17 protein-coding genes and 3 pseudogenes are annotated in these 25,053 nt (G+C 72.6%); 12 read left to right on the forward strand and 8 right to left on the reverse strand.

All coding sequences use genetic code 11. The features are described 5' to 3' along the window. Positions 1–120: 120 nt before the first annotated feature. Positions 121–1,692: a carbohydrate-binding protein gene (locus ACIRB7_RS13735; protein ID WP_403596955.1), complete on the forward strand. Its 1,572-nt coding sequence runs from the start codon at positions 121–123 to the stop codon at positions 1,690–1,692. Between the two features lie 34 nt (positions 1,693–1,726). On the opposite strand, the pseudogene ACIRB7_RS13740 reads toward ACIRB7_RS13735, so the two are convergent. From ACIRB7_RS13740 to ACIRB7_RS13750, 3 genes and pseudogenes are all read right to left on the reverse strand, one after another. Further along, positions 1,727–3,066 (reverse strand): annotated as a pseudogene (locus ACIRB7_RS13740) (ABC transporter substrate-binding protein). Between the two features lie 537 nt (positions 3,067–3,603). Then, positions 3,604–4,446 (reverse strand): pyridoxamine 5'-phosphate oxidase family protein, encoded by an 843-nt coding sequence (locus ACIRB7_RS13745; protein ID WP_403596958.1) that lies wholly within the window; start codon positions 4,444–4,446, stop codon positions 3,604–3,606. Continuing rightward, positions 4,443–5,756, reverse strand: coding sequence for a globin domain-containing protein (locus ACIRB7_RS13750; RefSeq protein WP_403596960.1), 1,314 nt, complete (start codon positions 5,754–5,756; stop codon positions 4,443–4,445). The genes ACIRB7_RS13745 and ACIRB7_RS13750 overlap by 4 nt, the downstream gene beginning before the upstream one ends. Positions 5,757–6,407: 651 nt before the next feature. On the opposite strand from ACIRB7_RS13750, the gene ACIRB7_RS13755 reads away from it, so the two are divergent. Continuing rightward, positions 6,408–7,685 carry an extracellular solute-binding protein gene (locus tag ACIRB7_RS13755; RefSeq protein WP_403596963.1) on the forward strand — a complete coding sequence of 426 codons (1,278 nt, stop codon included), beginning with the start codon at positions 6,408–6,410 and terminating at the stop codon, positions 7,683–7,685. Between the two features lie 121 nt (positions 7,686–7,806). Here ACIRB7_RS13755 and ACIRB7_RS13760 read toward each other — a convergent pair. The 4 genes and pseudogenes from ACIRB7_RS13760 to ACIRB7_RS13775 form a co-directional block, all read right to left on the reverse strand. After that, positions 7,807–8,106, reverse strand: a pseudogene (locus ACIRB7_RS13760) (FAD-dependent oxidoreductase); the annotation flags it as partial. A 118-nt stretch (positions 8,107–8,224) separates the two neighbouring features. Further along, a complete protein-coding gene (locus ACIRB7_RS13765; RefSeq protein ID WP_403596966.1) occupies positions 8,225–9,781 on the reverse strand; it encodes an FAD-dependent oxidoreductase in 1,557 nt (518 codons plus the stop codon). Continuing rightward, positions 9,778–10,497 carry a class I SAM-dependent methyltransferase gene (locus ACIRB7_RS13770; protein WP_403596969.1) on the reverse strand — a complete coding sequence of 240 codons (720 nt, stop codon included), beginning with the start codon at positions 10,495–10,497 and terminating at the stop codon, positions 9,778–9,780. The genes ACIRB7_RS13765 and ACIRB7_RS13770 overlap by 4 nt, the downstream gene beginning before the upstream one ends. A gap of 64 nt (positions 10,498–10,561) precedes the next feature. Then, positions 10,562–11,758 (reverse strand): lycopene cyclase family protein, encoded by a 1,197-nt coding sequence (locus ACIRB7_RS13775; RefSeq protein ID WP_403596972.1) that lies wholly within the window; start codon positions 11,756–11,758, stop codon positions 10,562–10,564. A 219-nt stretch (positions 11,759–11,977) separates the two neighbouring features. On the opposite strand from ACIRB7_RS13775, the gene ACIRB7_RS13780 reads away from it, so the two are divergent. The 4 genes from ACIRB7_RS13780 to ACIRB7_RS13795 are packed head-to-tail and all read left to right on the forward strand — an operon-like array spanning position 11,978 to position 17,113. Continuing rightward, positions 11,978–13,492: a polyprenyl synthetase family protein gene (locus tag ACIRB7_RS13780; RefSeq protein WP_403596975.1), complete on the forward strand. Its 1,515-nt coding sequence runs from the start codon at positions 11,978–11,980 to the stop codon at positions 13,490–13,492. Continuing rightward, on the forward strand, positions 13,489–15,012 hold the full coding sequence (gene crtI / locus ACIRB7_RS13785; RefSeq protein ID WP_403596978.1) for a phytoene desaturase family protein: 1,524 nt from the start codon (positions 13,489–13,491) through the stop codon (positions 15,010–15,012). The genes ACIRB7_RS13780 and crtI overlap by 4 nt, the downstream gene beginning before the upstream one ends. Then, a complete protein-coding gene (locus ACIRB7_RS13790) occupies positions 15,009–16,106 on the forward strand; it encodes a phytoene/squalene synthase family protein (RefSeq protein ID WP_403596980.1) in 1,098 nt (365 codons plus the stop codon). Before crtI ends, ACIRB7_RS13790 begins: the two co-directional genes overlap by 4 nt. Beyond that, positions 16,103–17,113, forward strand: a complete 1,011-nt coding sequence (locus ACIRB7_RS13795) for a DUF5914 domain-containing protein (protein WP_403596983.1) — start codon at positions 16,103–16,105, stop codon at positions 17,111–17,113. Before ACIRB7_RS13790 ends, ACIRB7_RS13795 begins: the two co-directional genes overlap by 4 nt. Positions 17,114–17,190: 77 nt before the next feature. On the opposite strand, the gene ACIRB7_RS13800 is transcribed toward ACIRB7_RS13795, so the two are convergent. Continuing rightward, on the reverse strand, positions 17,191–17,769 hold the full coding sequence (locus tag ACIRB7_RS13800) for a fasciclin domain-containing protein (protein WP_403596986.1): 579 nt from the start codon (positions 17,767–17,769) through the stop codon (positions 17,191–17,193). Positions 17,770–17,874: 105 nt separating this feature from the next. On the opposite strand from ACIRB7_RS13800, the pseudogene ACIRB7_RS13805 reads away from it, so the two are divergent. The 6 genes and pseudogenes from ACIRB7_RS13805 to ACIRB7_RS13830 form a co-directional block, all read left to right on the forward strand. Next, a pseudogene (locus ACIRB7_RS13805) lies at positions 17,875–18,663 on the forward strand (cryptochrome/photolyase family protein); the annotation flags it as partial. A gap of 210 nt (positions 18,664–18,873) precedes the next feature. Continuing rightward, the gene (locus ACIRB7_RS13810; RefSeq protein WP_403596989.1) at positions 18,874–19,137 is read left to right on the forward strand and encodes a hypothetical protein; all 264 of its coding nucleotides are present in this window, start codon (positions 18,874–18,876) and stop codon (positions 19,135–19,137) included. A 9-nt stretch (positions 19,138–19,146) separates the two neighbouring features. Then, positions 19,147–20,259 carry an AI-2E family transporter gene (locus tag ACIRB7_RS13815; RefSeq protein ID WP_403596992.1) on the forward strand — a complete coding sequence of 371 codons (1,113 nt, stop codon included), beginning with the start codon at positions 19,147–19,149 and terminating at the stop codon, positions 20,257–20,259. A 139-nt stretch (positions 20,260–20,398) separates the two neighbouring features. Further along, positions 20,399–21,931, forward strand: coding sequence for a hypothetical protein (locus ACIRB7_RS13820; protein ID WP_403596995.1), 1,533 nt, complete (start codon positions 20,399–20,401; stop codon positions 21,929–21,931). A 267-nt stretch (positions 21,932–22,198) separates the two neighbouring features. Then, the gene (locus ACIRB7_RS13825) at positions 22,199–23,467 is read left to right on the forward strand and encodes an AAA family ATPase (RefSeq protein ID WP_403597689.1); all 1,269 of its coding nucleotides are present in this window, start codon (positions 22,199–22,201) and stop codon (positions 23,465–23,467) included. 158 nt (positions 23,468–23,625) lie between these two features. Beyond that, positions 23,626–24,831, forward strand: a complete 1,206-nt coding sequence (locus ACIRB7_RS13830; RefSeq protein ID WP_403596997.1) for a VWA-like domain-containing protein — start codon at positions 23,626–23,628, stop codon at positions 24,829–24,831. The last annotated feature ends 222 nt before the right edge of the window (positions 24,832–25,053 follow it).

The following is a 25,053-nucleotide window of genomic DNA, read 5'->3' on the forward strand; positions in this document are numbered from 1 at the left end:
TCTGAACAAGAGTCACGGACGTAGCCATTGACGTGTCCAGGAGGACAGCCCTAGCGTCTCAGGAAAGCGCTTTCTCGTCCAGTCCCCGGAACGCCCTCCCTCCCCTCCTGGAGACCTCAGATGCATCTGCGATCCGTCACAGCCTGCGTCAGCCTGCTGGCGGGCACGCTCGCCGCCCTGTCCCTGAGCCCGGCTCACGCGGCCTCCGCCCTGTACGAGGCCGAGGCCTCCCCCGCCGTCTGCAGCGGCACCATCGACTCCGACTGGTCCGGCTACACCGGCGGCGGCTTCTGCAACGGCACCAACGCCACCGGCGCCTACGCGCAGTTCACGGTGAACGCCCCCGCCGCCGGGACGGCCACCCTCGCCGTCCGGTTCGCCAACGGGACGACCACTCCGCGGCCGACCGGCCTGGTCGTCAACGGATCCACCGTGCAGACGCCGACGTTCGAGGGCACCGGCACCTGGACCGCCTGGACCACCAAGACCCTGACCGTGACGCTCAACGCGGGCAGCAACACCATCCGCCTCAACCCCACCACCGCCGCCGGGCTGCCCAACATCGACTCCCTGAACGTCACGACGGGCGACGCCCCGCCGCCGGCGGCCGGCGCACTGTACGTCGCTCCGAACGGCACGGACAGCGCGTCCGGAACGCAGTCGAACCCCACGACGCTGACCTCCGCGATCAGCCGCATCGCCGCCGGCGGGACGATCTACCTCCGGGGCGGCACGTACCGCCACTCCACGACGATCACCGTCCCGCCCGGCAACGACGGCACGGCGAGCGCACGCAAGAAGCTGTCGGCCTACCCCGGCGAGACCCCGGTGCTGAACTTCTCGGCCATGACCGAGGACCCGGCCAACCGCGGCCTGGCCCTCAACGGCTCGTACTGGCACGTCAACGGCGTCGTCGTCGAGCGGGCCGGCGACAACGGGATCTTCGTCGGTGGCAGCAACAACGTCATCGAGCGCACGGTGACGCGCTTCAACCGCGACACCGGGCTCCAGCTCTCCCGTATCGCCTCCACCACGCCCCGCGAGCAGTGGCCGTCGAACAACCTCGTCCTGAGCGCGGAGTCGCACGACAACGCCGACTCCGACGGCGAGGACGCGGACGGTTTCGCCGCGAAGCTCACCGTCGGCGGCGGGAACGTCTTCCGCTACGCCGTGGCCCACCACAACATCGACGACGGCTGGGACCTCTACACCAAGACCGACACCGGCCCCATCGGAACGGTGACGATCGAGGACTCCCTCGCGTACGACAACGGCACCCTCAGCGACGGCTCCCAGGCCGGCGCCGGCGACCGCAACGGCTTCAAGCTCGGCGGCGAGGACATCGCGGTCGACCACGTGGTCCGGCGTACGATCGCCTTCCGCAACGGCAAGCACGGGTTCACGTACAACAGCAACCCGGGCAGGATGACGGTCACCGGCAACATCAGCGTCGACAACGCCCAGCGCAACTTCTCGTTCGACGCGGGAACTTCGGTGTTCCGGAGCAACACCTCCTGCCGCGCAGGCAGCGGGACGAACGACCGGACCATCGGTGACGTCGACACCTCGAACCAGTTCTGGTCCGGCACGAACGGCACCCGCTGCTCCTCGTACACCGGAGCCCTGAGCTGGTCCTACGCCTCGGACGGCCGCCTCGTCACGGCCTTCGGCGGCCGTACGGTCACCTGGTGAACCCGGAGTCCTGAGCGTCGACCACGCCGGAGGGCTATTCGTTGACGGTGAAGCCGTGGTCGGTCCCGTACGTGACGCCGGCGTCCTGCCAGGCCTTCAAGCCGTCGGCGAGTGTGGTCGGGGAGACGTACGCCTTGCCGACGGTGTCGTTGAAGATCGAGTTCGCGTACACCTGGAAGGGCAGGTAGGACCAGTCGGCGCCGACGTTGCGGGCGGACTCGGCGAAGATCCGGTTGGCCTGCTGGCCGCCGAAGTACGGGAACCTGGTGTCGAGGAACGCCTTCGACTCCAGGTCCGTGCGGGTGGCGGGGAACGCGCCCTGGGCGACCCGGGTGCTCGCGCCGGCACCGGTGGTGGCGAACTCGGTGAAGGTGTAGGCGAGTTCCTTGTTCTTTGCGGCCTTCGGGACGGCGAGCGAGCTGCCGCCGTTCTCGGCGGTGGTCTTCTCGCCCTTCGTCCACTGCGGCAGCGGGGCGACCCGCCAGTCGCCGGAGGCGGAGGCGACACCGGAGGTGAGGTTGGCGGGCATCCAGGCGCCGATGGCCAGGGTGGCGATGGAGCCGTCCGCCAGGCCCTTGTACCAGGCGTCGCTCCACGTGCTGATCGGGGCGACGAGCTTCTCGTCGAGGAGCTTCTGCCAGATGGCCGTGTACTTCCTGGTGCCCTCGTCGTCGAAGTTCACGGTGACGTCGGTGCCGTCGGTGCGGTACGGACGGCCGCCGGCCTGCCAGACGAGGCTGGTCGTGGCGCCGGCGTCACCGGTGTCGTTGGTGATGAAGATCTTCGGGTCGGCCTTGTGGAGGGTGCGGGCCGCCTCCACGTACTCGTCCCAGGTGGTCGGCACCTTGACGCCGTGCCTGTCGAAGACCTTCTTGTTGTAGAAGAACGCCATCGGGCCCGAGTCCATCGGCAGGGCGTAGACCGCCTTGTCGCCGGTGACGGCGTTCCACGGGCCGGGCGTGAAGGTCGTGCCGTACTTCTGGGCGCCGTAGGGGGAGAGGTCCTCGACGGACTTGTCGAGGTCAACTGGCCGAGGGCGTAGTACTCGATCTGTGCCACGTCGGGGGCGCCGTTGCCGGCCGCGATCGCGTTCTGCAGGGCGGTGTACTGCTTGTCGCCGGTGCCCGCGTTCACCAGCTCGATGTCGACCTTCGGGTACTTCTTCTCGAAGTCCTCCGCCACCTTCTTCAGCGTGGGCTCCCACGCCCACACCGTCACCTTTCCGCCCTTCTCGAGCGCGGCGTTGATGCCCATCGGCGAGGCGGTGGCAACTCCGGTGTCCTCGGCGTCGGAGCCGCAGGCCGTGGCGGTCAGCGAGAGCGCGGCGAGAACGGCGAGCGGGCCGAGCAGTCTGCGGAGGGTGAGCGTACGCAGGGGAGGCGTTCCTCTGTTCCGGCTCGTGAGCCTGGAGGATGCCCGTCCGTAGCCCTGCCGTCGTCTCCGCGTTCATGCCTTCAGAATGAGCCGCCGTGGAGTGCTCGGCATGTCGTGAGGCGGCGGAACGGGCGCGCGTCGTGCCGCGTCTCGCGCCCGCACTCGGGCAGTCACCGCACCTCCTTCGACGGCGTCCACCGCCGCCGGAGGAATGACGGCCGCGGACAGGGGCAGCCGGGGTGTGACACCCCTGTGGAATCGAACGAGGAGAGCCTGATGCACAGCACGCCCGAGCCGGAACTTCCCGACCCCGTTCCGGCGACTCGTGACCCCGTCACGCCGGACTTGCCCGCGCCGGGACCGGGCGCCCCGGACCTCCGGGGCGCTGGAGGCAACCGGCCCCCGTCCGATGAAGAAGTAGACGACGACGGCAAGCAGCAGAAGGACACGGAAGAACACGACGAGGGCCGCCCGGCTGCCGGCCCGGGCACTCCGGCGCCCCAGGAGCAGACCGACTAGAACCGGTCCGGCCGCACGTCATCCGGCGGAGGCGCTCCTGCTGAACCAGCCCCTGAACATCGGCGCCTCCGCCACGGCCTCGGCTTCGGCATGCCTGCCGGTACGGGCTGCGGTCGCGGGCCGCTCGGCCCTCGCAAGCAGCTTCTCCGCCTCCGCCCGCCAGGCCGCCGCGTCCGCACGGGGCGGCGGCAGGAACGGGCCCCGCTCCGGCGCCTCGGCAGCGGCGCCGAAGAAGTCGCCGCCCTTGCGCTTGAAGTCGTCCGTGCCCCACGAACGGCCGGAGCCGTGCCGCGGGGCCTTCTGGAGGTGGGGAATGTGCTTGGCGCAGTGGATGTACGCCTCCTCGACGGCGACCACCACCCACACCAGGGCCCGGCGGCCGGGCACCGGGTCGACCGGGAGCCCGGAGTGGGCGCGGCGCATCTCGTCGTCGGCCACGACCCTGGCCCGGCCGTTGACGTGCAGGCCGATGCGGTCGCGGAGGAAGTCGACCATGAGGATGCCGACGTGCGGGTTCTCCTCGATGTTGCCGAGGCTGGCGTGGACGCCGTTGCCCCGGTACTCGGGGTAGGCGAGCGTCGCGTCGTCCAGGACGTGGAGAAAGCCGGGCGGGCCGGCACGGAAGGTGTTGTCGCACTCGCCGTGCCGGTCGGCGGTGGCCAGGAAGAACATCTCCTGCCGGGCGACGAACTCCCGCATCCGCGGATTCAGCCGGTCGAGGACCTGGTCGGCGTAGAAGCGATCGGCGCGCTCCGCGGTGCCCAGACGCTGCTGGACCTGATGCTCGCCGTCGCTGCCCGGGCGGTGGACGCGCAGGGAGTTCTCCCCCCGCTGCCCGGCTGTCTGTTCGAACGTACTCACGTCGTCGCCCCGACCAGTTCCTCGATGGAGTCGTGTCGTATGCGGTGGGCGGGGATGCCCATGCCCACCAGGGAGTCGACGCTGCGGCGGATCATGCCCGGCGGGCCCGACAGGTAGGCGTCGTAGGTGTGCCAGGGGCCGAACTCCCGTACGGCCTCCGGGATGCCGCCCGACAGCAGGCCGACAGGTCCGTCGTCCACGACGGGACGGACCGAGAGCCAGGGGTGCGACTGCTGGAGCCTCAGCATGGTGTCGATGTCGTACAGGTCGTCGTTGCGGCGGGCGCCGTAGAACACGTCGACGGTGCGGCGCCGGCCGTGCCGGGCCACGTCCTCCACCAGGGCTTTGATGGGCGCTATGCCGGTGCCGCCACCGAGACAGAGCAGTCCGCTGTCGGTGGTGTGGTCCACCGTCATGGAACCGGCCGGGGGACCGAGGCGGATGACGTCCCCCGGGCGGGCCTGGTGCACGAGCGCGTTGGAGACCCAACCCGCCGGTACGGCCTTGATGTGGAAGGAGAGCAGTCCGTCGGAGCGGGGGGCCGAGGCGAACGAGTAGTGCCGCCAGACACGCGGCCACCAGGGAGTCTCCAGGGTGGCGAACTGTCCGGCGAGGAAGGGGTACGGCTGGTCGGGCCGGACCGTGACGATCGCGATGTCCCTCGTACGCATCTCATGGCCGACCACCTCCGCCTGCCACCAGGCCGGCGAACGCAGCTCGTCCTCCGTCGCCGCGTCGATCATGATCTGGGAGATCGTGGTGTACGCGCCGACCCACGCGGCCTCGGCCCTGGGCCCCCAGCTTGACGGGGCGTAGCGGGCGAGGGCACCGATCAGCGCCTCGCCGACGGCCGGATAGTGCTCGGGGAGCGTGCCGTACTTCCTGTGACCCCGGCCGAGGTGGGTCAGGTACGCGGTCAGGGTGGCGGTGTCGTCGGCGTGGGTCGCGGCCGTGAGCAGCGCCTTGAACAGGCGGTCGCGCTGGGTGTCCATCGCGGCGGGGAAGAGGGCCCTGAGCTCGGGGTGGCGCAGGAAGAGAAGGGCGTAGAAGTACGAGGTCACCTTGTCGGCGATGGGCTCGATCTCGGCCATGGTGCGGCGCAGGAGCGCGGCGTCGGACGTGTCCTCGGGCGTCGGCCGGGGGTCGGCGTCCTGGCGTACGGCCCCGGGGTCGAACGCGTGCGCCTCCGGGCGCGCCGGCTGCCGAACCGTGGCCGCCGCCTCCCCCGGACTGCGCCCGAACCAGGCTCCGCCCCCGGCACTGTCGCCGGATCTGCCGCCACCGGCCGAGGGGTTCGTCGGAACTGCCATCGGTCTGCCTCGCCTCGAACGTCTTCGATCGGTCTCCGCACGCGGGCCCGCGTGCGCCCGGCTTCCCTCTCTCCGCGGAATTCCCGCCTATGCACCCCTGGCCCTGCAAAACCGCCGGCACACGTCACCGGCGACGGAGGACGTTCACCTGGACGAGTGGACGGGCCCGACCATACATCGCCCGTCCTACTCCCGGGTGACGCCGCCTCCACGGTCCAATGTGGTCATGGATGCGCTGGTCAGACCACGGTTACCGATGGGTCAGGCCGATACGCGAAGCCGTTTTCCCCGGCGCGGGACCCGTGCGCCTACCGAAAACGCACGGGGTGAACAAACTTCCTTCACAACGCGCTACCCAGCGACATCCCTACAGATAAATGACAAAAGCCGACGGGCAGCCTCCCTTCCGCACCGTCCTCGGTGTGGCGCGACAGCGGGGGGCGTTCATCCGTCAACGCTCCTCTCCGGAGTCGTTCTGGACATCGTGGCGCGGTTTACGCGCGCCGGAATCAGCGTCGGCATATCGGAAAACACCACTCGGAAACGTCGCCGTTGGAGATACGACCACAAACGTCGACCGGGGGGCGCAATTCGCCCCGGGGTCGGAGAGAATTCCCGGCGCACTGTCCAGAAGAACAAGAGGAACGATCCGTGCGACCAAGACTCTTCGGCGTGACCGCCTCCATGGCCGCCTTCGGGCTGCTGGGCTCCCTCGTCACCGGCTGCGGCTCGTACGAGAGCGGGGGGACGACGCTGCGCCTGGTGGTCCCCGAGTACGGCGACACCCCGACGACCAGCTCCAAGGCGTACTGGGACAGGCTGACCACGGCCTTCACCGCGGCCCACCCGGGCACGACGGTCGAGGTGACGATCCACCCGTGGGCCGACGTCGACCGCGAGGTCACCCGCATGCTCCAGGAGGACAACGCCCCGGACGTGGCGCTGATGGGCGCGTACTCCGACTTTGCCGCGCAGGGCCGCCTCTATGCCGCCAGTGAGGTGATGTCGATCAGGACGGAGGCGAACTTCCTGCCCGCACTCGCGGACGCGGGATCGGTCGACGGCACCCTTTACGGCTTCCCCTTCGTAGCCAGCAGCCGGCTGCTCTTCTCCAACACGGAATTGTTCGAGAAGGCAGGGGTGAAGCCGCCGAAGACCTGGTCCGACCTGAAGGACACGGCCAAGGCGCTGAAGGAGGAGGGCGTGCTCTACCCCTACGCCCTACCGCTCGGCCCCGAGGAGGCACACGCAGAAGCCCTGATCTGGGAACTGAGCAACGGCGGCGGCTACACCGACGAGCAGGGCAACTACAGCCTCGCGTCCGAACGGAACATACAGACGTTCCGCTGGATCCAGGACAATCTGGTCGCACCTGAGCTGACCGGCCCGGTCCCGCCGGCCCAGCTCAACCGGAAAGACGCCTTCGCGGCCTTTCTGCGCGGCGACGTCGGGATGGTCAACGGCTATCCCTCACTCCTCCACGAAGCCCGGGAGAAGGGCATGAAGGTCGCCACGTCACGCATGCCGGTGTCGGACACACTGGAGGCCGAGAGCGCCCCGCCGGCCGTGGGCGTCGCCGACTGGATGATGGCCTTCAAACGCGACGACAACCGGCAACTGGTCGGCCGCTTTCTCAACTTCGTCTACGAGGACAAGAACCTCACCGAGTTCGCCAGGCTTTACCACCTGCTGCCGTCGACGGTGACCGCCACCGAGGCGTCCCAGGACTCGGCGGCGGACCCCGGCGCCGAGCAGTTCTTGAGCGCCCTTCGCGGTGCGCGGCTCTATCCGGTCGACGATCCGTCCTGGCTGCAGGTCAGCGACACCGTCAAGCGGAACATCGGCAAGGCTGTAGCGCCGTCCGCCGAACCGAAGGCCGTGCTGCAGGACATCGCCGAGCAGGCCCGGGAGGCGGGGCGGCAAAGGTAGCGACGACCCGACGCCGGGTCCGCCTCGGCGAGTCCGTCCCGGGACGGAGGTCGTGGCGACATCGCCGAGGCGGCCTGTCCTCTGCGTTCCTCACCCTGAGGTCAGCCGCTCCCTCGTCCGGCGGTCTGCGGCTGGGGTCGCTGAAGCGGAGTCGGCCCGAGGGGATGTGGATGAGGACGCCGGGGGTGAAGGGCCGCAGTCGCAGGTCCTTCAGGGGCAGTCGGCGCCGGACCTGGGGGTAGGACGTGTTGAAGACCTGGAAGCCGCGGTCCACCACGAAGCCCTCGACCCGGTCCGTACCCATCCGGCCGCCGACCTCGTCGCCGGCTTCCAGCACCCGTACCCCGACGCCGGCCGCCAGCAGGTCCCGGGCGCAGGCGAGCCCGGCGACACCGGCTCCGATCACCAGCACGTCCGTCACGTCCTGGGCTGTGGGGACACGACCACCTCTCCCGTCGCTCGTTCTCGTTCCCTGTTCCGGTGTTCCGCCCGCCACCGGTCCCCGGATGCGGCAGCGCCCGCCGCCTGCCGCCGCCTCTTCAGCGGCCCGCCCACGCGGCGGCCTTCCGCAGGACGGCGGCGCGGCCGCGCTCCGGCACCGTCCAGAGGGTCTGCCCTCGTACGCCCCACCGCTCGAGGAGGGCGTTCGCGGCCAGGAACCCGGTCGTGGCCGCCCGTTCCATCAGTGCGACGGGCAGGTCGGTGCGTACGACGTCGCCTGCCACCACAAGGCCGGGATCGGAGGTGCGGACGGTGGGGCGGTCGGCGTAGCCGCCCACGGGGAACAGCGGGCAGTCCTCACGCCATTCGTGGCGCGCGTCGACCACCGTGGCGGTCCGGGTCTCCGGGTACACGCGGTGCAGCTGCTCGACGAGGCTCCGCTGGACGGCGGTGCGGGGCGCGCGCGGGTCGACGGCGTAGGCGTGGAGTTCGACCACAGATCCTCCGGTACGGGCCGCCCAGTGGGCCGCCTCGTCCTCCCAGCGGTCCAGCACGCTGATGTTGTCGAGGCCGCCGAAGCCGCTGGTGCCGAGGAAGCCGGGCCGGTCGGGGGCGACGGGCCGGTCCAGCCACAGCCGGGTGACCAGGAAGGGCGGGGCCGTGCGCAGGCGGGCGACGCGCTCCCGCCAGGCGGGGTCGCCGAGCCGCTCGGAGCGGGCGACCAGGGACCGCAGACCGGCGGTGTCCAGGGCGAGGACCACGGCGTCGTACCGGCGCTCGCCGTGGTCCCCGGCGACCTCGAACCCACCGCCCCGGGCGGGGGTGACGTGCTCGACGGCACTGCCGGTGCGCACCTCGGTCCCGTGCCGCCGCAGGTATCCGACCAGGGGGTCCCACAGCGCCGTCGGGAAGGGCGAGCGGGGTACGTCGAAGAGCAGGCCTTCGGCGGAGCCGAGGAAGTAGATGTGGAACATCAGCGCCATCTCGGCCGCCGAAAGGTGTCGCGGGTCGGCGAAGAAGCTCCGGGAGAACACCTCGAAGGCCAGGTGGCGGGCGCGTTCCGGGAAGCGGACGGCCTCCAGGAAGTCGTAGGCGCTGACGGAGTCGAGGCGGTGATAGACCTCGGGCACGCGGACGTCGAGCAGCGGCAGGGCCGCGACCGGGTCCATGGCACGCAGGTCGCGCAGCCCGAAGGAGGGGCTGAGGGCGACGAAGCCGAGCGCGCTCCACGGCGGGGTGCGCGGCACGTGCCGGAAGCTGTCGCGCAGCCCGTCCGCGTGCAGCAGGGGGTAGTCGGGCAGTCCTCCCAGCCGGGCCAGGGCGGGGTCGGTACGGCGCAGCAGGCCGCGCAGGTTGTAGTACTGCCGAAAGAACGCGTGGAAGCCACGGCTCATCGTGACGGTGCTGCCGTCCCGCAGTCGGGTCGGCCAACCGCCCACCCGGCCGCCGACGTGGGGGTCGCGCTCGTACAGCGTCACCGCCACCCCCCGCTCGGCCAGCGCGGTGGCGGCGGCGAGGCCGGCGACCCCGGCGCCGACCACGGCGGCCGAGGGCCGGCCGGCGGCGTGACCGGCTCCCGGGCGGGCCGGCAGGACACGGGCCCGGCGGTCCCGGCCCCTGCGCGCCGCGGGAAGGCGGTACGCCGGTACGGTCATCGGCCGTCCTCCCCGCGTGCGGCCACGAAGGTGTGGGTGATGCCCGTCTGCCAGCCCGGCAGGGGCAGGGCCCGGACCTGGTCGAAGCCCGCCGCGCTGATCCGGTCGGCGAACCGGTCGGCCGTGTCGAAGCCGACGACGCTGCGCCAGAGGTGGCGGTAGAGCGGGCCGTCCCCCAGGAGGGTCGCGGCGGGCTGGACGATGCCCCGGCACACCAGCGTCCACACGGCCCGGTCGGCGCGGCGCCCGCTGAGGCTGTACTCGTGTACGCCGAGCCGTCCGCCCGGTCGCAGGACGGCACGGGCCGTGGCGAGGACGGCGTCGGGATCGGCGACGTTACGGAAGAGGTAGGCGGCGAACACCGCGTCGAACGGTCCCTCCACCCCCGCGTCCGCCAGTCGCTCGGCCGGCGCGTGGACGAACCGCACGCCGTCCGCCCACGGCTTGGCGGCGGCCCGCTCCAGCATGCCGGCCGAGGCGTCGACGGCCGTGACGGCGGCGGCCGGGAGGACGGACCGGATCGCGGCGGTCGAGGCGCCGGTGCCGCAGCCGAGGTCGAGCACGCGCAGCCCCTCCCCCCGCCCCCGCAGGCCGAGGCGTCGCACCGAGCGCCGCAGCTGCCCGTGGTAGCCGGGATTCACGGCCACCAGCGCGTCGTAACTGCGGGACGCGTGGTCGAACGCGGCGGCGAGGTCCTCGTCGCGCAACAGGGTCATGCGGTCTCCAGGGGCGGGGCGGGTGGGGGTGGGCCGGTCGCAGGGGCTGGGCGGCGGTCCGGCGTCAGCCGAAGGGGCGGCGCTGCAGGCCGGGTAGTTCGGCGGCGGTGCGCAGCATGGGGCCGACCGGGGTGTGCCGGCCGATGGAGAGGTCCTCGAACAGGCCGGTGCTCCCGTCGAGGAAGCGCAACAGCCGGCCCATCGGGACGCGGGTGAACAGCCGGGCGAAGAGATCGGGGCCGTCGACCCGGCCGCTGTCCAGAGCGCGCAGGAGTACCGAATCCATGGCGCGGGCCCGGGCGGAGTAGGCGGCCGGTGGCACCGGTCTGCGCCCTTGCCGCAGCGCGGCGGCGACAGCCCGTGTCTGGCGCTGGAGTCCGGCGAAGGCGTATCCGGTGGACGGCCGGGTCGCACCGCCCGCGGCCCCGATCCGGAACACCGAAGCGCCGACCCTTCGCGGCATGGGAGCGTCCGTCATGGGGATCACCCCGGTCTCGGTCGCGACGATCTCCAGGTCACCGACACGCAGCACGTCGTCCGCGTAGTGCCGTACCGCCGCCTCGTAGCCCCTCGCCGTCAGGACGCGGGGGGAGAACTCCGTGTACTCCACCAGGGCTTCGCACGGGCCGGTGGGCAGGACGTAGCCGAAGGAGAGCCCGGCGGGCGGCTGGGGGGTGCGGAAGTCCATCAGGTCCGCGGTCCCCCGGTCGAAGACGGGCCGCGCGGTGCGTACGAACCAGCCGTGGAAGTGCTGGAGCAGGGTGGTGCGGGCGGCCGGGAGGCTGCCCAGAGGACGCGAGTCGAACACCCAGCGGGCCTCCAGGACGTGGGGGCCGTGGGGGCGTCCGTCGGGCCCGGCCAGCCGCACGAGGGCCCCGGAGGGGGTCTCCTCCACGGTGTCCACGACGGCCTCCACGTGCCGGACGTTGGGGCTGCGCGCGAGGTCCCGGGCGACCAGGGACTCGAAGTCGTCGGAGCGGATCATCTTGTACCGCAGCGGTGCGATGTCCCCCTCGATCGCGGGCCCGGTCGGCGGCCGTACCCGCAGGTGGCGCCAGTCCGATCGCACCGCGGCGTCGAAGCGGCCCCGGCCGGCCTCCCAGAAGCACCAGGTGCGCGGGGCCGGCCGCAGCGGGCCGGGCGGGGCGCCGACGAGGATCACGGAGGGCGTACGGGCCCCGGGCACGTGGCCGTTCAGCCGGTGGGCCAGGGACAGCCCGGCGGCTCCCGCCCCGATCACCACCACGTCCGCCTTCAGCACGCGGCTCCCTCCGTCCCGGTTCTGGTGCCCCCGACCCGTACCGATTCCCCCCTGAGCGGGCATTCGGATGCGGTCGTCGAAGACAGGCCACCCAGACAGATGAGTCCATACGGTGGCATTAGCGCGCATTACGGGTACCCGATCGACACCGCATCCGTATCACGGGAAGGGACCGAAGAGGCGTAGAGAGCGATCGATGCCACGACGAGAGGAACCGGGATGCGCCCCACCCAGGCGAAGGACCACCCCGCGGCCACGCCGTCGCCCCTCCCCCGCCTGGTGGCCCCCTCGGGGTCCTCGGCGGGGCCGCCCGCGGGGTCCTCGCCGCGGCGGACGCGCCCGGGCCGGGCGGGCACCGACACGGCGTCGCACGGCGCGGGCCCTCCGGAAGGCGTCGTCCTGACGACGGTCGGACCCCCCGCCTCCGACACGGTCGAACCCGCGTCCGTCGACGCGGACGTGCCCGCCGCCATCGGCCACGTGCTGGAGCGGTTGCTCGCCGACCGGCTGACCCGGGCGGGCGCCCTGGACGCCCTCTTCGCGCGCGAACTGGCCGAACGGGTCGCCCACTTCACCCAGGACGGCGGCAAACGCACCCGGTCGCAGCTCCTGTGGTGGTCGACGCGCGCGTGCGGCGGGTCAGGCGCGTCGACGTCCACGGCGGCCCTGCGCATCGGGGCGGCGCTCGAACTGCTCCAGACCTGCGCCCTCGTCCACGACGATGTGATGGACGGCTCGACGCTGCGGCGCGGCCGTCCGGCGCTGCACACGGACGTGCGGGACCGCTACAGCGGCACCACGTCACCGGCCCGCGTCACCCGATTCGGCGAGGCGACCGCCATCCTGGCCGGGGACCTGGCGCTCGCGTGGTCGGACGACGCGGTGGCCGAGACGCCGCTCGACCCGGGGACGGCGAGCGTGGTGCGCCGGCTGTGGAGCGACATGCGCACGGAGATGGTGGCGGGCCAGTTCCTCGACCTCCAGGGCCAGCTGACCGGTTCGCGCTCCCAGCCGCGCGCCCTGCGCGCCGCCTGTCTCAAGAGCGCGTTGTACTCGGTCGAGCGCCCCCTCGGGCTGGGCGCTGCCGTGGCGGGCGCGGACGACCGCACCATACGGGCGCTGTGCTCGGCGGGACGCCACATCGGCATGGCCTTCCAGCTCCGCGACGACCTCGACGACGTCTTCGGTGACCCCGGGCGCACCGGCAAGAGCTGCGGCGGGGACATCCGCGAGGGCAAGCCGACGTTCCTTGTCGCCGTGGCGGTGGCGCGCGCCGAGGCGACGGACGACCAGGCGGCCCTGAAAGTGCTCGAACAGGCGCTCGGCGACGAGGGTCTGACTCCGGAGGGGCTCGACGAGGTGCGGGACGTCCTGGTGCGTACGGGCGCCCGGGCGGCGGTCGAGTCGAAGATCGACCGCCTGTCGGCGCAGGGACTGCGCCACTTCGACGGCGCCCTGCCCGACACGGACGCCAAGGGCCGTCTGCGCGGGCTGCTGACCGCGGCGACGGTGTCCCGCGCCACGGACGGCGCACCGGCCCACTCGTATCCGGGGCCGTCCACGGCACCGGCAGCCGCCGCGGCTCCGGCTCCGGCGTCCGCTGCGGCTTTGGCGTCCGCTGCGGCTTTGGCGTCCGCTGCGGCTTTGGCGCACTCTTCCCTCCCGGTCGGCTCCCCCACCCCACCCGGCTCTCTCGCCCCGGTGGGCTCCGGAGCGCCGGAGGTCCGTCGATGACGCCTCGCTCGCTGTCCGGCCGTACGGACCACGTGGTGGTCGTCGGCGCGGGCCTGGCCGGTCTGTCGGCGGCCCTCCATCTGCTGGGCGCGGGGCGCCGGGTCACCGTCGTCGAACGGGACGACCTGCCCGGCGGCCGTGCGGGCCGACTGCATCTGAACGGGTACCGGATCGACACCGGGCCGACCGTGCTCACCATGCCCGAGCTCGCCGACGAGGCCTTCGCGGCGGTCGGCGACAGCCTGCGCCGACGGGTCGACCTCATCCCGCTCCACCCGGCCTACCGGGCGTCGTTCGCGGACGGCGGCACGCTGGACGTGCACACCGACGGCGAGGCGATGGCCGCCGAGGTGGAACGGTTCGCCGGGGCCCGTGAGGCGGCGGGCTACCGGCGGCTGCGGGTCTGGCTGGAGCGGCTCTACCGGGCCCAGATGCGCCGTTTCATCGACGCGAACTTCGACTCCCCCCTCGACCTCCTGAACGGAGACCTGGCCCGGCTGGCGGCGCTCGGCGGCTTCGGCCGCCTCGACCGGCGTATCGGAAGCTTCCTCAAGGACGAACGGCTCCAGCGGGTCTTCTCCTTCCAGGCCCTGTACGCGGGTGTGCCACCGGCCCGTGCCCTCGCCGCGTACGCCGTCATCGCCTACATGGACACGGTCGCCGGGGTGTACTTCCCGCGCGGCGGCATGCACGCCCTGCCGCAGGCCATGGCGGACGCCGCCGCCGACGCGGGCGTCGAGCTGCGGTTCGGCGCGCCGGTGACCCGGCTCGAACGGTCGGGCGAGCGCGTCACCGCCGTCGTGACCGCCGAGGACCGCATCCCCTGCGACGCGGTCGTCCTCACGCCGGACCTGCCCGTCGCCTACCGGCTCCTCGGCCGCCGCCCCCGCCGGCCGGCGCGGCTGCGGCTCTCGCCGTCCGCCGTCGTGCTGCACGCGGGCACGGACCGCACCTGGCCGCAGCTGGCCCACCACACCATCTCGTTCGGCGCCGCCTGGCGGACCACGTTCGACGAACTCACCCGTCAGGGGCGGCTGATGAGCGATCCGTCCCTGCTCATCACCCGGCCCACGGCCACCGACCCGGGCCTCGCCCCGCCGGGCCGCCATCTGCACTACATCCTCGCTCCCTGCCCCAACACCGACATCGGCCCCGGCGGCGCCGCCTGGGGCGAGCTCGGCCCGCGCTACCGGGCCGAGCTGCTGGCCGAGCTGGAGCGGCGCGGTCTCCACGGCATCGAGGCGGCCGTCGAGGACGAGTCCCTCGTCACCCCGGCCGACTGGCTGGGCCAGGGGCATGCGGCGGGCACTCCTTTCTCGGTGGCCCACACGTTCCTGCAGACGGGGCCGTTCCGGCCCCGCAACCTGGTGCGGGGCACGGAGAACGCCGTGCTGGCCGGCTGCGGCACCACCCCCGGCGTGGGCGTCCCGACCGCCCTGGTGTCCGGGAAGCTGGCGGCGGCCCGGGTCACCGGCGGGGCCCGGCGGCGCTCCGTCCGTACCGAGGGGGCAGCGCGATGACCGCACGCGAACTCGACTCCGCGGGCATCACCGACCCGGCGCTGCGGGCGGCGTACCGGCGGTGCCGTCAGCTCAACGCGGCGCACGGCAGGACGTACTTCCTCGCCACCCGACTGCTGCCGGCCGATCGCAGGCCCGCCGTGCACGCGCTGTACGGGTTCGCCAGGTGGGCCGACGACATCGTGGACGCGATGGAACCCGACGGGGAGGACGGCCCGCGCGGTACGCGTCTGGCGGCGCTCCAGCGGCAGCTGCACGACGGCCTGCGGCAGGGCGGCGGCGACGAACCGGTGGTGCTCGCACTCGCCGACACCGCGCGCCGTCACGCCATCGCGCACCACTACTTCACGGACTTCATGGCCGCCATGAGGTCCGACCTGGAGGTCACGGACTACGCCACCTACGCCGACCTGCGCGGCTACATGCACGGCTCGGCCGCCGTGATCGGCCTCCAGATGCTTCCGGTCCTCGGCACGGTGGTGCCGCACGAGGAGGCCGAGCCGCACGCGGCGGCCCTCGGGGTGGCGTTCCAGCTGACCAACTTCCTGCGGGACGTCGGCGAGGACCTCGACCGCGGGCGGGTGTACCTGCCCGCCGACCTGCTGGCCGGGCACGGCGTCGACAGGGAGCTGCTGCGCCGGTGCCGGGACACGGGGCGCCAGGACCGGCGGGTCGTGGCCGCGCTGCGGGAGTTCGAGGCCCTCACCCGCCGCGTCTACCGCGAGGCGGAACCCGGCCTCGCCATGCTCGATCCGCTGTCCCGCCCCTGCATCCGCACCGCGTTCATCCTGTACGGCGGCATCCTCGACGCCGTCGCCCGGGACGGGTACGCGGTGCTGCACCGCCGGGCCGTGGTGCCGCGCCGGGAGCGGGCGACGGTCGCCGCGGACGGCCTCGTGCGGGTGCTCGCGGCCCGACTGCGCCACTGGAGCCGGCCCGCGCCGCCGCGCATCCCGACGCGCCCGACGCCACCCGCCGGCCCGGCCCGACAGGCGCCACCCGCCGCTTCGGCGAGCCCGGCGTCACCCTCCCCCCAGGCCCGACCCGCGCCGCCCGCCACCCCGGCCCGGCCGGTTTCCGAGGAGGTCGCGTGAACCCCGAACCGTCCGCACGGCGCCCCCGTCTGCCCCTGTCGCTGCGCCGCGGTCCCGTCCCGTGGGACCGGCAGCGGCCCACCTGGCGGGATGCCAAGCCGGCCCTCATCGCGAAGGCGCTGAAGCGGGCGCAGGCCCGGCCGTCGGGGAACTGGTTCGTCGTGGGGGCCGCCGCCGCACTGCGCGACGACCGGCCCCTGGCCCGTACGATCGCGGGCCGTGAGGTGGTTGTCTGGCGCGGCGCCGACGGGCGGCTGGTCGCCGGACCCGGGGTCTGCCCGCACCTCGGGGCGCCCCTCGCGGACAGCCCTGTCCGGTGCGGGACGCTGGTGTGCCACTGGCACGGACTCGCCCTCGACGGGGCCTCGTTCGCGGGCTGGGAGCCGTTGCCGGCCTTCGATGACGGGGTCCTCGTCTGGGTGCGGCTCGACGAGGTCGGCGGGGAGCAACCCCTCGACGCCCCCGTCGTCCCGGTCCGTCCGGCGCCCGCGCGCGGGGTGACGGCCGTGTACGAGGCCACCGGGGTCTGCGAACCCGAGGACATCGTGGCCAACCGTCTGGATCCGTGGCACGGGGCCTGGTTCCACCCGTACTCGTTCGTCGACCTGACGGTGGTCGGCTCGCCCGAGGAGGAGGCCGCCGACGACCGCTTCACCGTCGACGTCTCCTTCAAGGTGGCGGGACGCCTCGTGGTGCCGGTACGGGCGGTCTTCACGGCTCCCGAGCCGCGTACCGTCGTCATGAGCATCACCGACGGTGAGGGAGTGGGCTCCGTGGTGGAGACGCACGCGACCCCGCTCGGGCCTGACGAGCGGGGCCGCCCCCGCACGGCGGTGACCGAGGCCGTGGTGGCCGCCTCCGACCGTCCCGGCTTCGGCTTCGTACGCCGGGCCGCCCCGCTCCTCCGCCCCGTGATCCGCACCGCGGCGGCCCGGCTGTGGCGCGACGACCTGGCCTACGCCGAACGCCGCTGGCAACTGCGCTCGGCGGGCCGGTTCCCGGGCTGACGCGGGGCCGACAGGGGTCGGTCACCGCCGTGGCGCAGCTCGCCTGCACCGCCGCGCGGGGGCCGCGTGCGGGCTCCTCACTTCGGCATGAGCACCGTGTCGATGATGTGGACGGTCGCGTTGGAGGTGTGCACATCGCCGCAGACGATGGCGGCGGTGTCGTTCACCTTGTACGCGTCCCCGGAGCCGGCCGTGGTCAGCGTGCCGCCTTGCAGGGTCTTGAACGATCCGTCCGCGAGGTCCGCCTTCTCGACCGGTTCGTCGACCACGTGGTAGGTGAGGATCTTGGTGAGCATCTCCTTGTCGGCGAGGACCTTGTCCAGGTCGGCCTTCGGGATCTTGGCGAAGGCGTCGTTGCTGGGCGCGAAGACGGTGACGTCCTTCGCGTTGTTCAGGGTGTCGACCAGACCGGCCTTCTCGACAGCGGTGACGAGGGTGGAGAGGGCCGGGTTGTTCGAGGCGGCTGTGGCGACCGGGTCGGCTGCCATGCCGTCGAACGAGCCGGCGCCCTCCTTCGGCACCGAGGCGCACCCGGGGCCGAACGGGCTGCCGCCCTCTTCGGCCGACGCCGGCGGAGCGAGGGCTCCGAGCGAGACCGAGAGGGCCGCGGCGGCCAGAGCGGCGGCGACGCGACGTCGGGTCAGCGTGGTGTTCATGACGTGCTCCTTCCATCGGCCGGGAGCCGAACGGCCTCGGCCGTGGATCGGTTGTCCTCTCATGGGGACATTCGGCGCCGGACGGGTCCGCGGATGGGGTCGACGGCGCTTTTCGGCGCGCACGAGGACGCCATGCTCGCCGGCGACGGCACCATGAGCCACAGCCTGCTGTCCTCCTCGCTCAATCTGGGGCTCCTCGACCCGGCCGAGTGCGTGGAGCTCGCGGAGGCCGCCTGGCGGGCGGGCGAGGCGCCGCTGAACTCGGTCGAGGGCTTCGTACGGCAGATCGCCGGATGGCGCGAGTACGTCTGGCAGCTCTACTGGTACTTCGGTGAGGCCTACCGGACGTCGAACACGCTCGGTCACACCGCTCCCCTGCCCGACTGGTGGGACGAGCTCGACGCGGACGCCGTGTCGGCCCGCTGTCTGACGACGGTGCTCCGCCAGGTCAGGGACACGGGATGGACCCATCACATCCCGCGTCTGATGGTCCTCGGCAGCTACGCCCTCCAGCGCGGCTGGGATCCCGCGGCCGTGACCGACTGGTTCCACCGCAGCTTCGTCGACGGCTACGACTGGGTGATGCTGCCGAACGTGGTGGGCATGTCGCAGTACGCGGACGGCGGCAGGATGACCACCAAGCCGTACACATCGGGCGGTGCCTACATCAACCGCATGAGCGATCTGTGCGGGCCGTGCGCATACCGCCCGGACCGGCGGGTCGGTACGGACGCCTGCCCGTTCACGGCCGGCTACTGGAACTTCCTGCACCGCCACCGCGGCACACTCCGGCACAACGTCCGGATCTCCCGCGCGGTGCAGGGCCTCGACCGGCTGAAGGACCTGCCGGCCCTCCTCGAACAGGAGCGGGACCGGGGTGAGGGACCGCCCTGAACGCCCGAAGCCTGACACATCGACTTCGGCGCGTTCACCCTCCGGTGCGCATTCCTGGCCAGTGCACGTCAAGCGTGACTCCCGCGTCGGGTGGCGGGCATGCCTCCCTCCGAGACGCCGGACGGGGCTCGAAGCGCGGGTTCTCCGCCACACCGGAGCCCTCCGGGACACCGCCTGAGGGCGAGAAGCCCGACGGACAAGGGAGTTGCCATGACGGCCATCACCAAGATCTCCGCGCGCGTGAAGACGGCGAACGTCTCGGGAGCCGACACCGGCGCCTGCGTCTACCTCGGCATCGGCGGCCGGGAGTTCCTGCTGGACAGCACCGGCGCCGACTTCACCGTGGGAGCGGACCAGACCTTCACCTTCGGTGAGGGAAACAACGTCAACAATCCCGAGTACGACGATCCGCATTCCCCGCAGCTGGACACGCTCCACCTCGGCGATATCCGGCCGGGCCGCGAGCATCAATAAGGTGAACCCATGCCTGACATGTTGAGTTCAACGAAGACTGCCGCCGCGCTGCGCAGAGCAGCCCGCGTCTCCGCCGAGTCGCTTCTGGTCCTGGTGATGGCAGCGGTGGCCCTGTGGATCCTGGGTCGCATGTGGTCGGTCGTCTGGCCGCTCATAGTGGCCCTGTTCCTCACCACCATGACCTGGCCCCTCACCCGCGTTCTGCGTCGGCTCGGATGGGCACCCGCCCTGGCCGCGGCCGTGGTCACCGTCGCCTTCCTCCTGGTGGTCGCCGGCATCGTCGCCCTGATCGCGGTGCCGGTCGCGGCCCAGTCCGGAGAGCTCGCCGACGGCGTGGTCGAAGGCATGCAGAAAGTGCGGGAGTGGGCCGCCGGGCCACCCCTGAACATCGGGGACGACCAGATCTCCGGCGCCTTCGACGCCGCGATCGCCCGACTCCAGGACAGTGTCGGCAGCATGGTCACCACCGTCGTCTCGGGCGTGGGCACCGTGTTCAACGGTCTCGTCACGGCCGTCCTGGCGCTCTTCCTGATGTTCTTCTTCCTCAAGGACGGGCCGCGTTTCCTGCCGTGGCTCACCCGCCAGCTCCCCGGCCGCCTGGCCGTCGACGTCCCTGTCGTCGCCGCGCGCGGCTGGGAGACCCTGGGCGCGTTCGTGCGCTCGCAGGCGTTCGTCGGCTTGCTCGACGCCGTCTTCATCGGCCTGGGCCTGTGGTTCCTCGACGTCCCCCTGGTGCTTCCCCTGGCCGTGCTGACCTTCGTCTCCGCCTTCGTACCCATCGTCGGAGCGCTCTTCGCCGGCCTGGTCGCGGTCCTCATCGCGCTGGTGTCGAACGGCCTGACCGACGCGCTGCTCGTACTGGCGATCATCGTCGTGGTGCAGCAGCTGGAGGGCAACGTCTTCCAGCCCATGATCCAGAGCCGCGGCCTCGGCCTGCACGCGGCGGTCGTCCTGCTCGCCGTGACGCTGGGCGGCAGCCTGGCCGGCATCGTCGGCAGCCTCCTCGCGGTCCCCGCGGCCGCGCTGATCTCGGTGATCTGGAACTACCTGCGCGAGCAGCTCGCCACCCCCCAGCAGGAACCGGACCCCGAAGAGCCGCACACCGCGTCCGTCACACCGTAGGAGCCGCGTCCCGCTGAGCGTCGTTCGATCGGCCGCCGAAAAGTCCTCAGCGGCTCGTACGACGGTGGGTTACGATCCCGGAGATGATGAACTTCTCCTCGTACCGATTGGGGGACTCGTTCGCTCAAGGTGAGTGCTGATGGCACATCACTTCGCGAACGAGATTCCGACCCGCCTGTTGATGTGGCAGCGCGTGCGCGAGTACGCCGTGCCACCGTCCATGATCGAGACCGCGACCGCACGGCGTGCGGCCGGTGACTGGGCGGGGGCTTGCGCCGCTGCCCGGATCGACGTCGATCTCGATCTGCGTGCCGTGGCCGAACGCCACGGCGCACCCCTCGCCGCCCGACTCCGTGCCGACCTGCGTCGCCTCGCGCCGGATCTGCTCCGCTGGCACATGCCCCGGATCGCCCCGGACGGACGGCTCCGCCCCGGCCTCACCCTGACCCTGGCTCGTTACGGAGATCCCGGCGCCGTGCCGCTGAGTCTGGTGGTGCGGACACCCCCGGCCTGGGCGGATGCCGGGCAGCGGGTGTCGCTCGCCGTGTGGGAGGGGTCCGGGAACGATGTCCCCGGACACCCGCCGCACGCCCACCCGCATCCGTCTCCGCATCCGTCTCCGCATCCGCATCCGCATCCGCATCCCGAACGGCGTTTCCGGTTCGACCTCCACCGGCATCTCTGGGACGCGGGAAAGAGCCGCGATCTGGCGCGGCGGTGCGGTGCGGACGAGCCACCGCCCCCGCCGCCGGTCCGAGATTCGCCCTCCCTCCAGGCTGCCCCGTGGGCGGTCGGACGGTGGGCGGCCGAGGCGGAGTTGCTGTTGCGGTCCGAGGGGCTCGCTCCGCGCGGGGCCTTCACCGTACGGCTCGGTACGGGACGACGTGCCGTGCTCGAACTCGTCGCACCCGACGACAGCCACGCCCCGACCTTCAGACCGCTACGCAACCCGTTGCCGCCGCAGGAGGTGGCGGCGCTTCCGGTACTACCGGAAGCAGCGGCCCGGTCCCTTCCCGACCTGGAACTGCTGCGCGCGGGGCTGATCACGGCGGAGCGGCTGCATCCTCTCGTCGCCGGGGCTCTGGCGGCGTACGTTCCCGGAGCCGCGTCCGGCCTCGACGCGGCGACCGGACCCGGCCGCGAGCACGGTGATCCGCACCGGGTGGAGTGCAGGGGCGAGGTCCACCGGATCGCGCTGAGGGACGGGGTGTTGTCGGCGATCGACCACGACCGGGCCACTCTGCGTCGGGAGGAGCTGCTGGTCGCCCTCGGCGGCCCGCCGCTGCCCTGCCTGCGGGCGATCGATGCGGTGCACCGCACCCCTGAGACCCTGCCCGCGGTGCGAGAGCGGCTTGCTCACGGTGACGTCTCAGGGGCGCTGGCCGTCGTCACGGCGCTCCTCGGTCCTGACGCGGTCCTGCGTGACGGTCCGCTCCGGGAGGAACTGATGTCCGCCGCGGCCCGCCGCATCGACCACGGCCTCTTCCGCGCGGGGCTGGTCTCCGAGCACTCCGCTGCTGGTCAGCGCGCCGACGCGGCGGGCGGGAAGAGCAGTACGGGCTCGGGGACCGCGTACGCGAGCCGCCGCCCGCGGCTCGACCGCAGTACCCCTCTCCTCACGCGCCGCAAGCGAACCAGCCTGGCCCGGCCCCGGAACGGCCTGTCGCGCTGACCGCTCCGCCCCACTGACCGGCCTGCCCACTGACCGGTCTGCCCCGCTGACCGGTCCGCCCCACTGACCGGTCCCGCCCCACTGACCGGTCCGCCCCGCTCACCGGTCCGCCCCACTGACCGGTCCGCCCCGCTCACCGGCTCTACCTCCTGCACTCCCCTGCTAGCTCGTAACGCGCATCGAGCGCCCTCGTATCCCACGACATCCGGGACGGGTCACCCGTCCCCTCATTCCCCTCAGGTGATGCCCATGACCTCCAGCACCCTCATGCCCTTCCCCGCCTCCGCCGACGCTCCTGGTGTCGGTACGGGTACCCGTCTCGCCCTGGCCGACGACCTCCTCGCACTCCTGCGCACGACGACCACCGAGCCGCGTCCCGACGAGCAGCTCGAAGCGCTCACTCTGGCCGTCGCCGCCGACCTGCCCGTACTGCTCTGGGGCGAACCGGGCATCGGCAAGACCGCGGCTCTGACCCAGCTCGCCACCTCCCTCGGCCTGCCGCAGACGACCGTCATCGCCAGTGTCCACGAGCCGTCCGACTTCTCCGGGCTGCCGATCGTGGGCGACGACCCGGGGGTGCTGGGTGTTCCGATGGCGCCACCGCGGTGGGCCGTGGAGCTCGTACGCGCCGGGCGAGGCCTGCTGTTCCTGGACGAACTGTCCACCGCAACCCCCGCTGTGCAGGCCGCGCTGCTCCGGGTCGTCCTGGAGCGGAGGGTCGGCGAGCTGCAACTTCCCCCGGGCGTACGGATCGTGGCCGCCGCCAATCCGCGGGCGTCGGCGGCGGACGGGTGGGAGCTGAGCCCTCCCCTGGCCAACCGGTTCGTGCATCTGTACTGGGTGCACGACCGGGAGGTGGTGGTGCGCGGCCTCGGCGGGGTCTGGCCGCGGGCCGAGCTGCCCCGGCTGGCCCCGGAGCGGCTGCCGGAGGCGGTGGCCTTCGCCCGCCGCGCGGTCTGCGGCTTCCTGCATGCCCGGCCGACGCTGATCCATCGGCTCCCGACCACCGAGACACGGCGCGGGGGTGCCTGGCCCTCGCCCCGGAGCTGGGAGGCCGCCCTGACCCTGCTGGCCTTCGGAACGGCCGCCTCCGTCTCGCGGGAGGTGCTGGCGCTGCTGGTGCGAGGGGCGGTGGGGGACGGCCCGGGACTCGAACTCCTCGCCCACCTCGACCGGATGGACCTGCCGGACCCCGAGTCGCTGCTGGCCGATCCGGGCTCCGCCGAGCTGCCGGAGCGCGGCGATCTGCGCCAAGCGGCGCTGGAGGCGGTGGTGGCCGCCGTGGGGACGCGTCCGGAGCGGGAGCGGTGGGAGGCGGGCTGGGCCGTACTCGTCCGGGCGCTGGAGACGGGCGCCCCGGACCTGTTGGTCTCCCCTGCGGCGGCACTGGCCGCGCTGCGGCGCGACGACTGGGAGATCCCGGAGGCGGTGGAACGGCTCACCGGCGTGGTCGATCTCGCCCGGCGCGCCGACCGTTCGGTGGAACGTGCCGCGGCGGCGGCCGACGCCAGGCGTGCGGCGGGGGCGCGCCGGTGACGGGGGCCGCGCGGCCCTCGGCGCCGTACCGGAAGTCCCCGTCACCGCTCCCGCGTCCCATGGCTCCTCCCCCGCCGCCCCGTCCGCCACGGGCCGCCGTACCGACGCCGCCCGCCGGCTCCGGCAGGTGGAACAGGCCGCCCGGACTCCCCCTGGACATGGAGAAGTTGCTGGCCGCGCGGCTGCACGCGGTCAAGGTCCGTCCCTATCTGGCGGGCGCGCTCTTCGCGTTGCACGTGGTGGAGGACCGGTCGGTGCCGACGATGGCTGTGGACGCGTACTGGCGCTGCTACGTCTCCCCGGGATTCGTGGCGTCGACTCCGGTGGAGGAGCTGGCGGGCGTGTGGGTGCACGAGGTCTCCCACCTGCTCCGGGATCACCACGGGCGGGGGGAGCGGTACGCGAAGGAGTACGGCGAACACGGGCCGGGCGAGCGGCTGCGACGTAACATCGCCGCCGACTTCGAGATCAACGACGACATCTACGGCGACGGCCTGCCCCGGCCGGCCGGGGCGGTGCTGCCGTCGCTGCTGCGGCTGCCCGAGGGGCAGTTGATGGAGGAGTACCTGCGGACGGCGTCGATGTCCGGGCTCGCCGCCGATCTTGCCTGGCTGGACTGCGGCAGTGGCGCCGACGGCCACGCCCGGCCGTGGGAGCTGGGGCCCGACGGAGCGCACGGGCTGAGCAGGCAGCAGCAGGACGCCGTCCGTTTCCGGGTCGCGGAGGGGATCAAGGGCCGGCCCGGAGACTCGCCGGAGGGGTGGCGGCGGTGGGCGGAGGAGGCGTTTCATCCGCCGCAGCCGTGGCGGAGTCTGCTGGGGGCCGCGATCCGTTCGGCCGCGGGAGCGCCGGGGACGGGCGAGGACCACAGTTACCGGCGCCCGTCGCGGCGCTCGGCCAGTGTGCCGGGGGTGGTGCTGCCGAGCCTGCGCCGTACGCCGCCCAGGGTCTGCGTGGTCATCGACACCTCCGGATCCGTGAGCGACGCCGAGCTGGGCAGCGCGCTCCTGGAGGTGGCGGCGATCTCACGGGCGGTGGGCGGGCGGCGCGACCTGGTCTCGGTGATCTCCTGCGACGCGGCGGCCGGTGTCGCCGTGCCGCTCTGCCGGGCGGAGAACATCGAACTGATCGGTGGGGGCGGAACGGACCTGTGCTCAGGTTTCGCCCAGGCACTCCGCGCCCGGCCACGCCCGGACGTCATCGTCGCCCTGACGGACGGCCAGACGCCCTGGCCGTCGGCGCAGCCGCCCTGCCGCACCGTCGTGGGTCTCTTCCCGCGCCCCGCCCGCGCCGCGGACGAGGAGAACCCCGACTACGTCCCCGACACGCCTCCCGCCTGGGCGCGTGTCGTCACCATCACCTGAACCGACACGGCGGACAGCCCGGCGGTCCCGCATGAGGCATGAGGTACTGGTTCGCCGAGGCGGGCCGCCGCAAGTCCCCTGAAGGGTGATCGGCGTGTTCGAGACACCCGATGGCCCTGCTCGTCAAGGCACGCCTGCCCTCTCACACGCATTCGAACATTCGTCCCGAATCTGCCCCCTCATGCCCCGTAACGGGTGAAGGAGACGGCCGTTTTACGAGCA

The sequence above is a fragment of the Streptomyces sp. NPDC093795 genome (assembly GCF_044764665.1).
Taxonomy (GTDB): domain Bacteria; phylum Actinomycetota; class Actinomycetes; order Streptomycetales; family Streptomycetaceae; genus Streptomyces.

Coding starts and splice junctions, on each gene's coding strand:
- ACIRB7_RS13810 (WP_403596989.1), top strand. CDS start 18,874: ATGACGGCCATCACCAAGATCTCCGCGCGCGTGAAGACGGCGAACGTC.
- ACIRB7_RS13780 (WP_403596975.1), top strand. CDS start 11,978: ATGCGCCCCACCCAGGCGAAGGACCACCCCGCGGCCACGCCGTCGCCC.
- ACIRB7_RS13750 (WP_403596960.1), bottom strand. CDS start 5,756: ATGGCAGTTCCGACGAACCCCTCGGCCGGTGGCGGCAGATCCGGCGAC.
- ACIRB7_RS13790 (WP_403596980.1), top strand. CDS start 15,009: ATGACCGCACGCGAACTCGACTCCGCGGGCATCACCGACCCGGCGCTG.
- ACIRB7_RS13830 (WP_403596997.1), top strand. CDS start 23,626: ATGGAGAAGTTGCTGGCCGCGCGGCTGCACGCGGTCAAGGTCCGTCCC.
- ACIRB7_RS13765 (WP_403596966.1), bottom strand. CDS start 9,781: ATGACCGTACCGGCGTACCGCCTTCCCGCGGCGCGCAGGGGCCGGGAC.
- ACIRB7_RS13825 (WP_403597689.1), top strand. CDS start 22,199: ATGCCCTTCCCCGCCTCCGCCGACGCTCCTGGTGTCGGTACGGGTACC.
- ACIRB7_RS13770 (WP_403596969.1), bottom strand. CDS start 10,497: ATGACCCTGTTGCGCGACGAGGACCTCGCCGCCGCGTTCGACCACGCG.
- crtI (WP_403596978.1), top strand. CDS start 13,489: ATGACGCCTCGCTCGCTGTCCGGCCGTACGGACCACGTGGTGGTCGTC.
- ACIRB7_RS13820 (WP_403596995.1), top strand. CDS start 20,399: ATGGCACATCACTTCGCGAACGAGATTCCGACCCGCCTGTTGATGTGG.
- ACIRB7_RS13735 (WP_403596955.1), top strand. CDS start 121: ATGCATCTGCGATCCGTCACAGCCTGCGTCAGCCTGCTGGCGGGCACG.
- ACIRB7_RS13815 (WP_403596992.1), top strand. CDS start 19,147: ATGCCTGACATGTTGAGTTCAACGAAGACTGCCGCCGCGCTGCGCAGA.
- ACIRB7_RS13800 (WP_403596986.1), bottom strand. CDS start 17,769: ATGAACACCACGCTGACCCGACGTCGCGTCGCCGCCGCTCTGGCCGCC.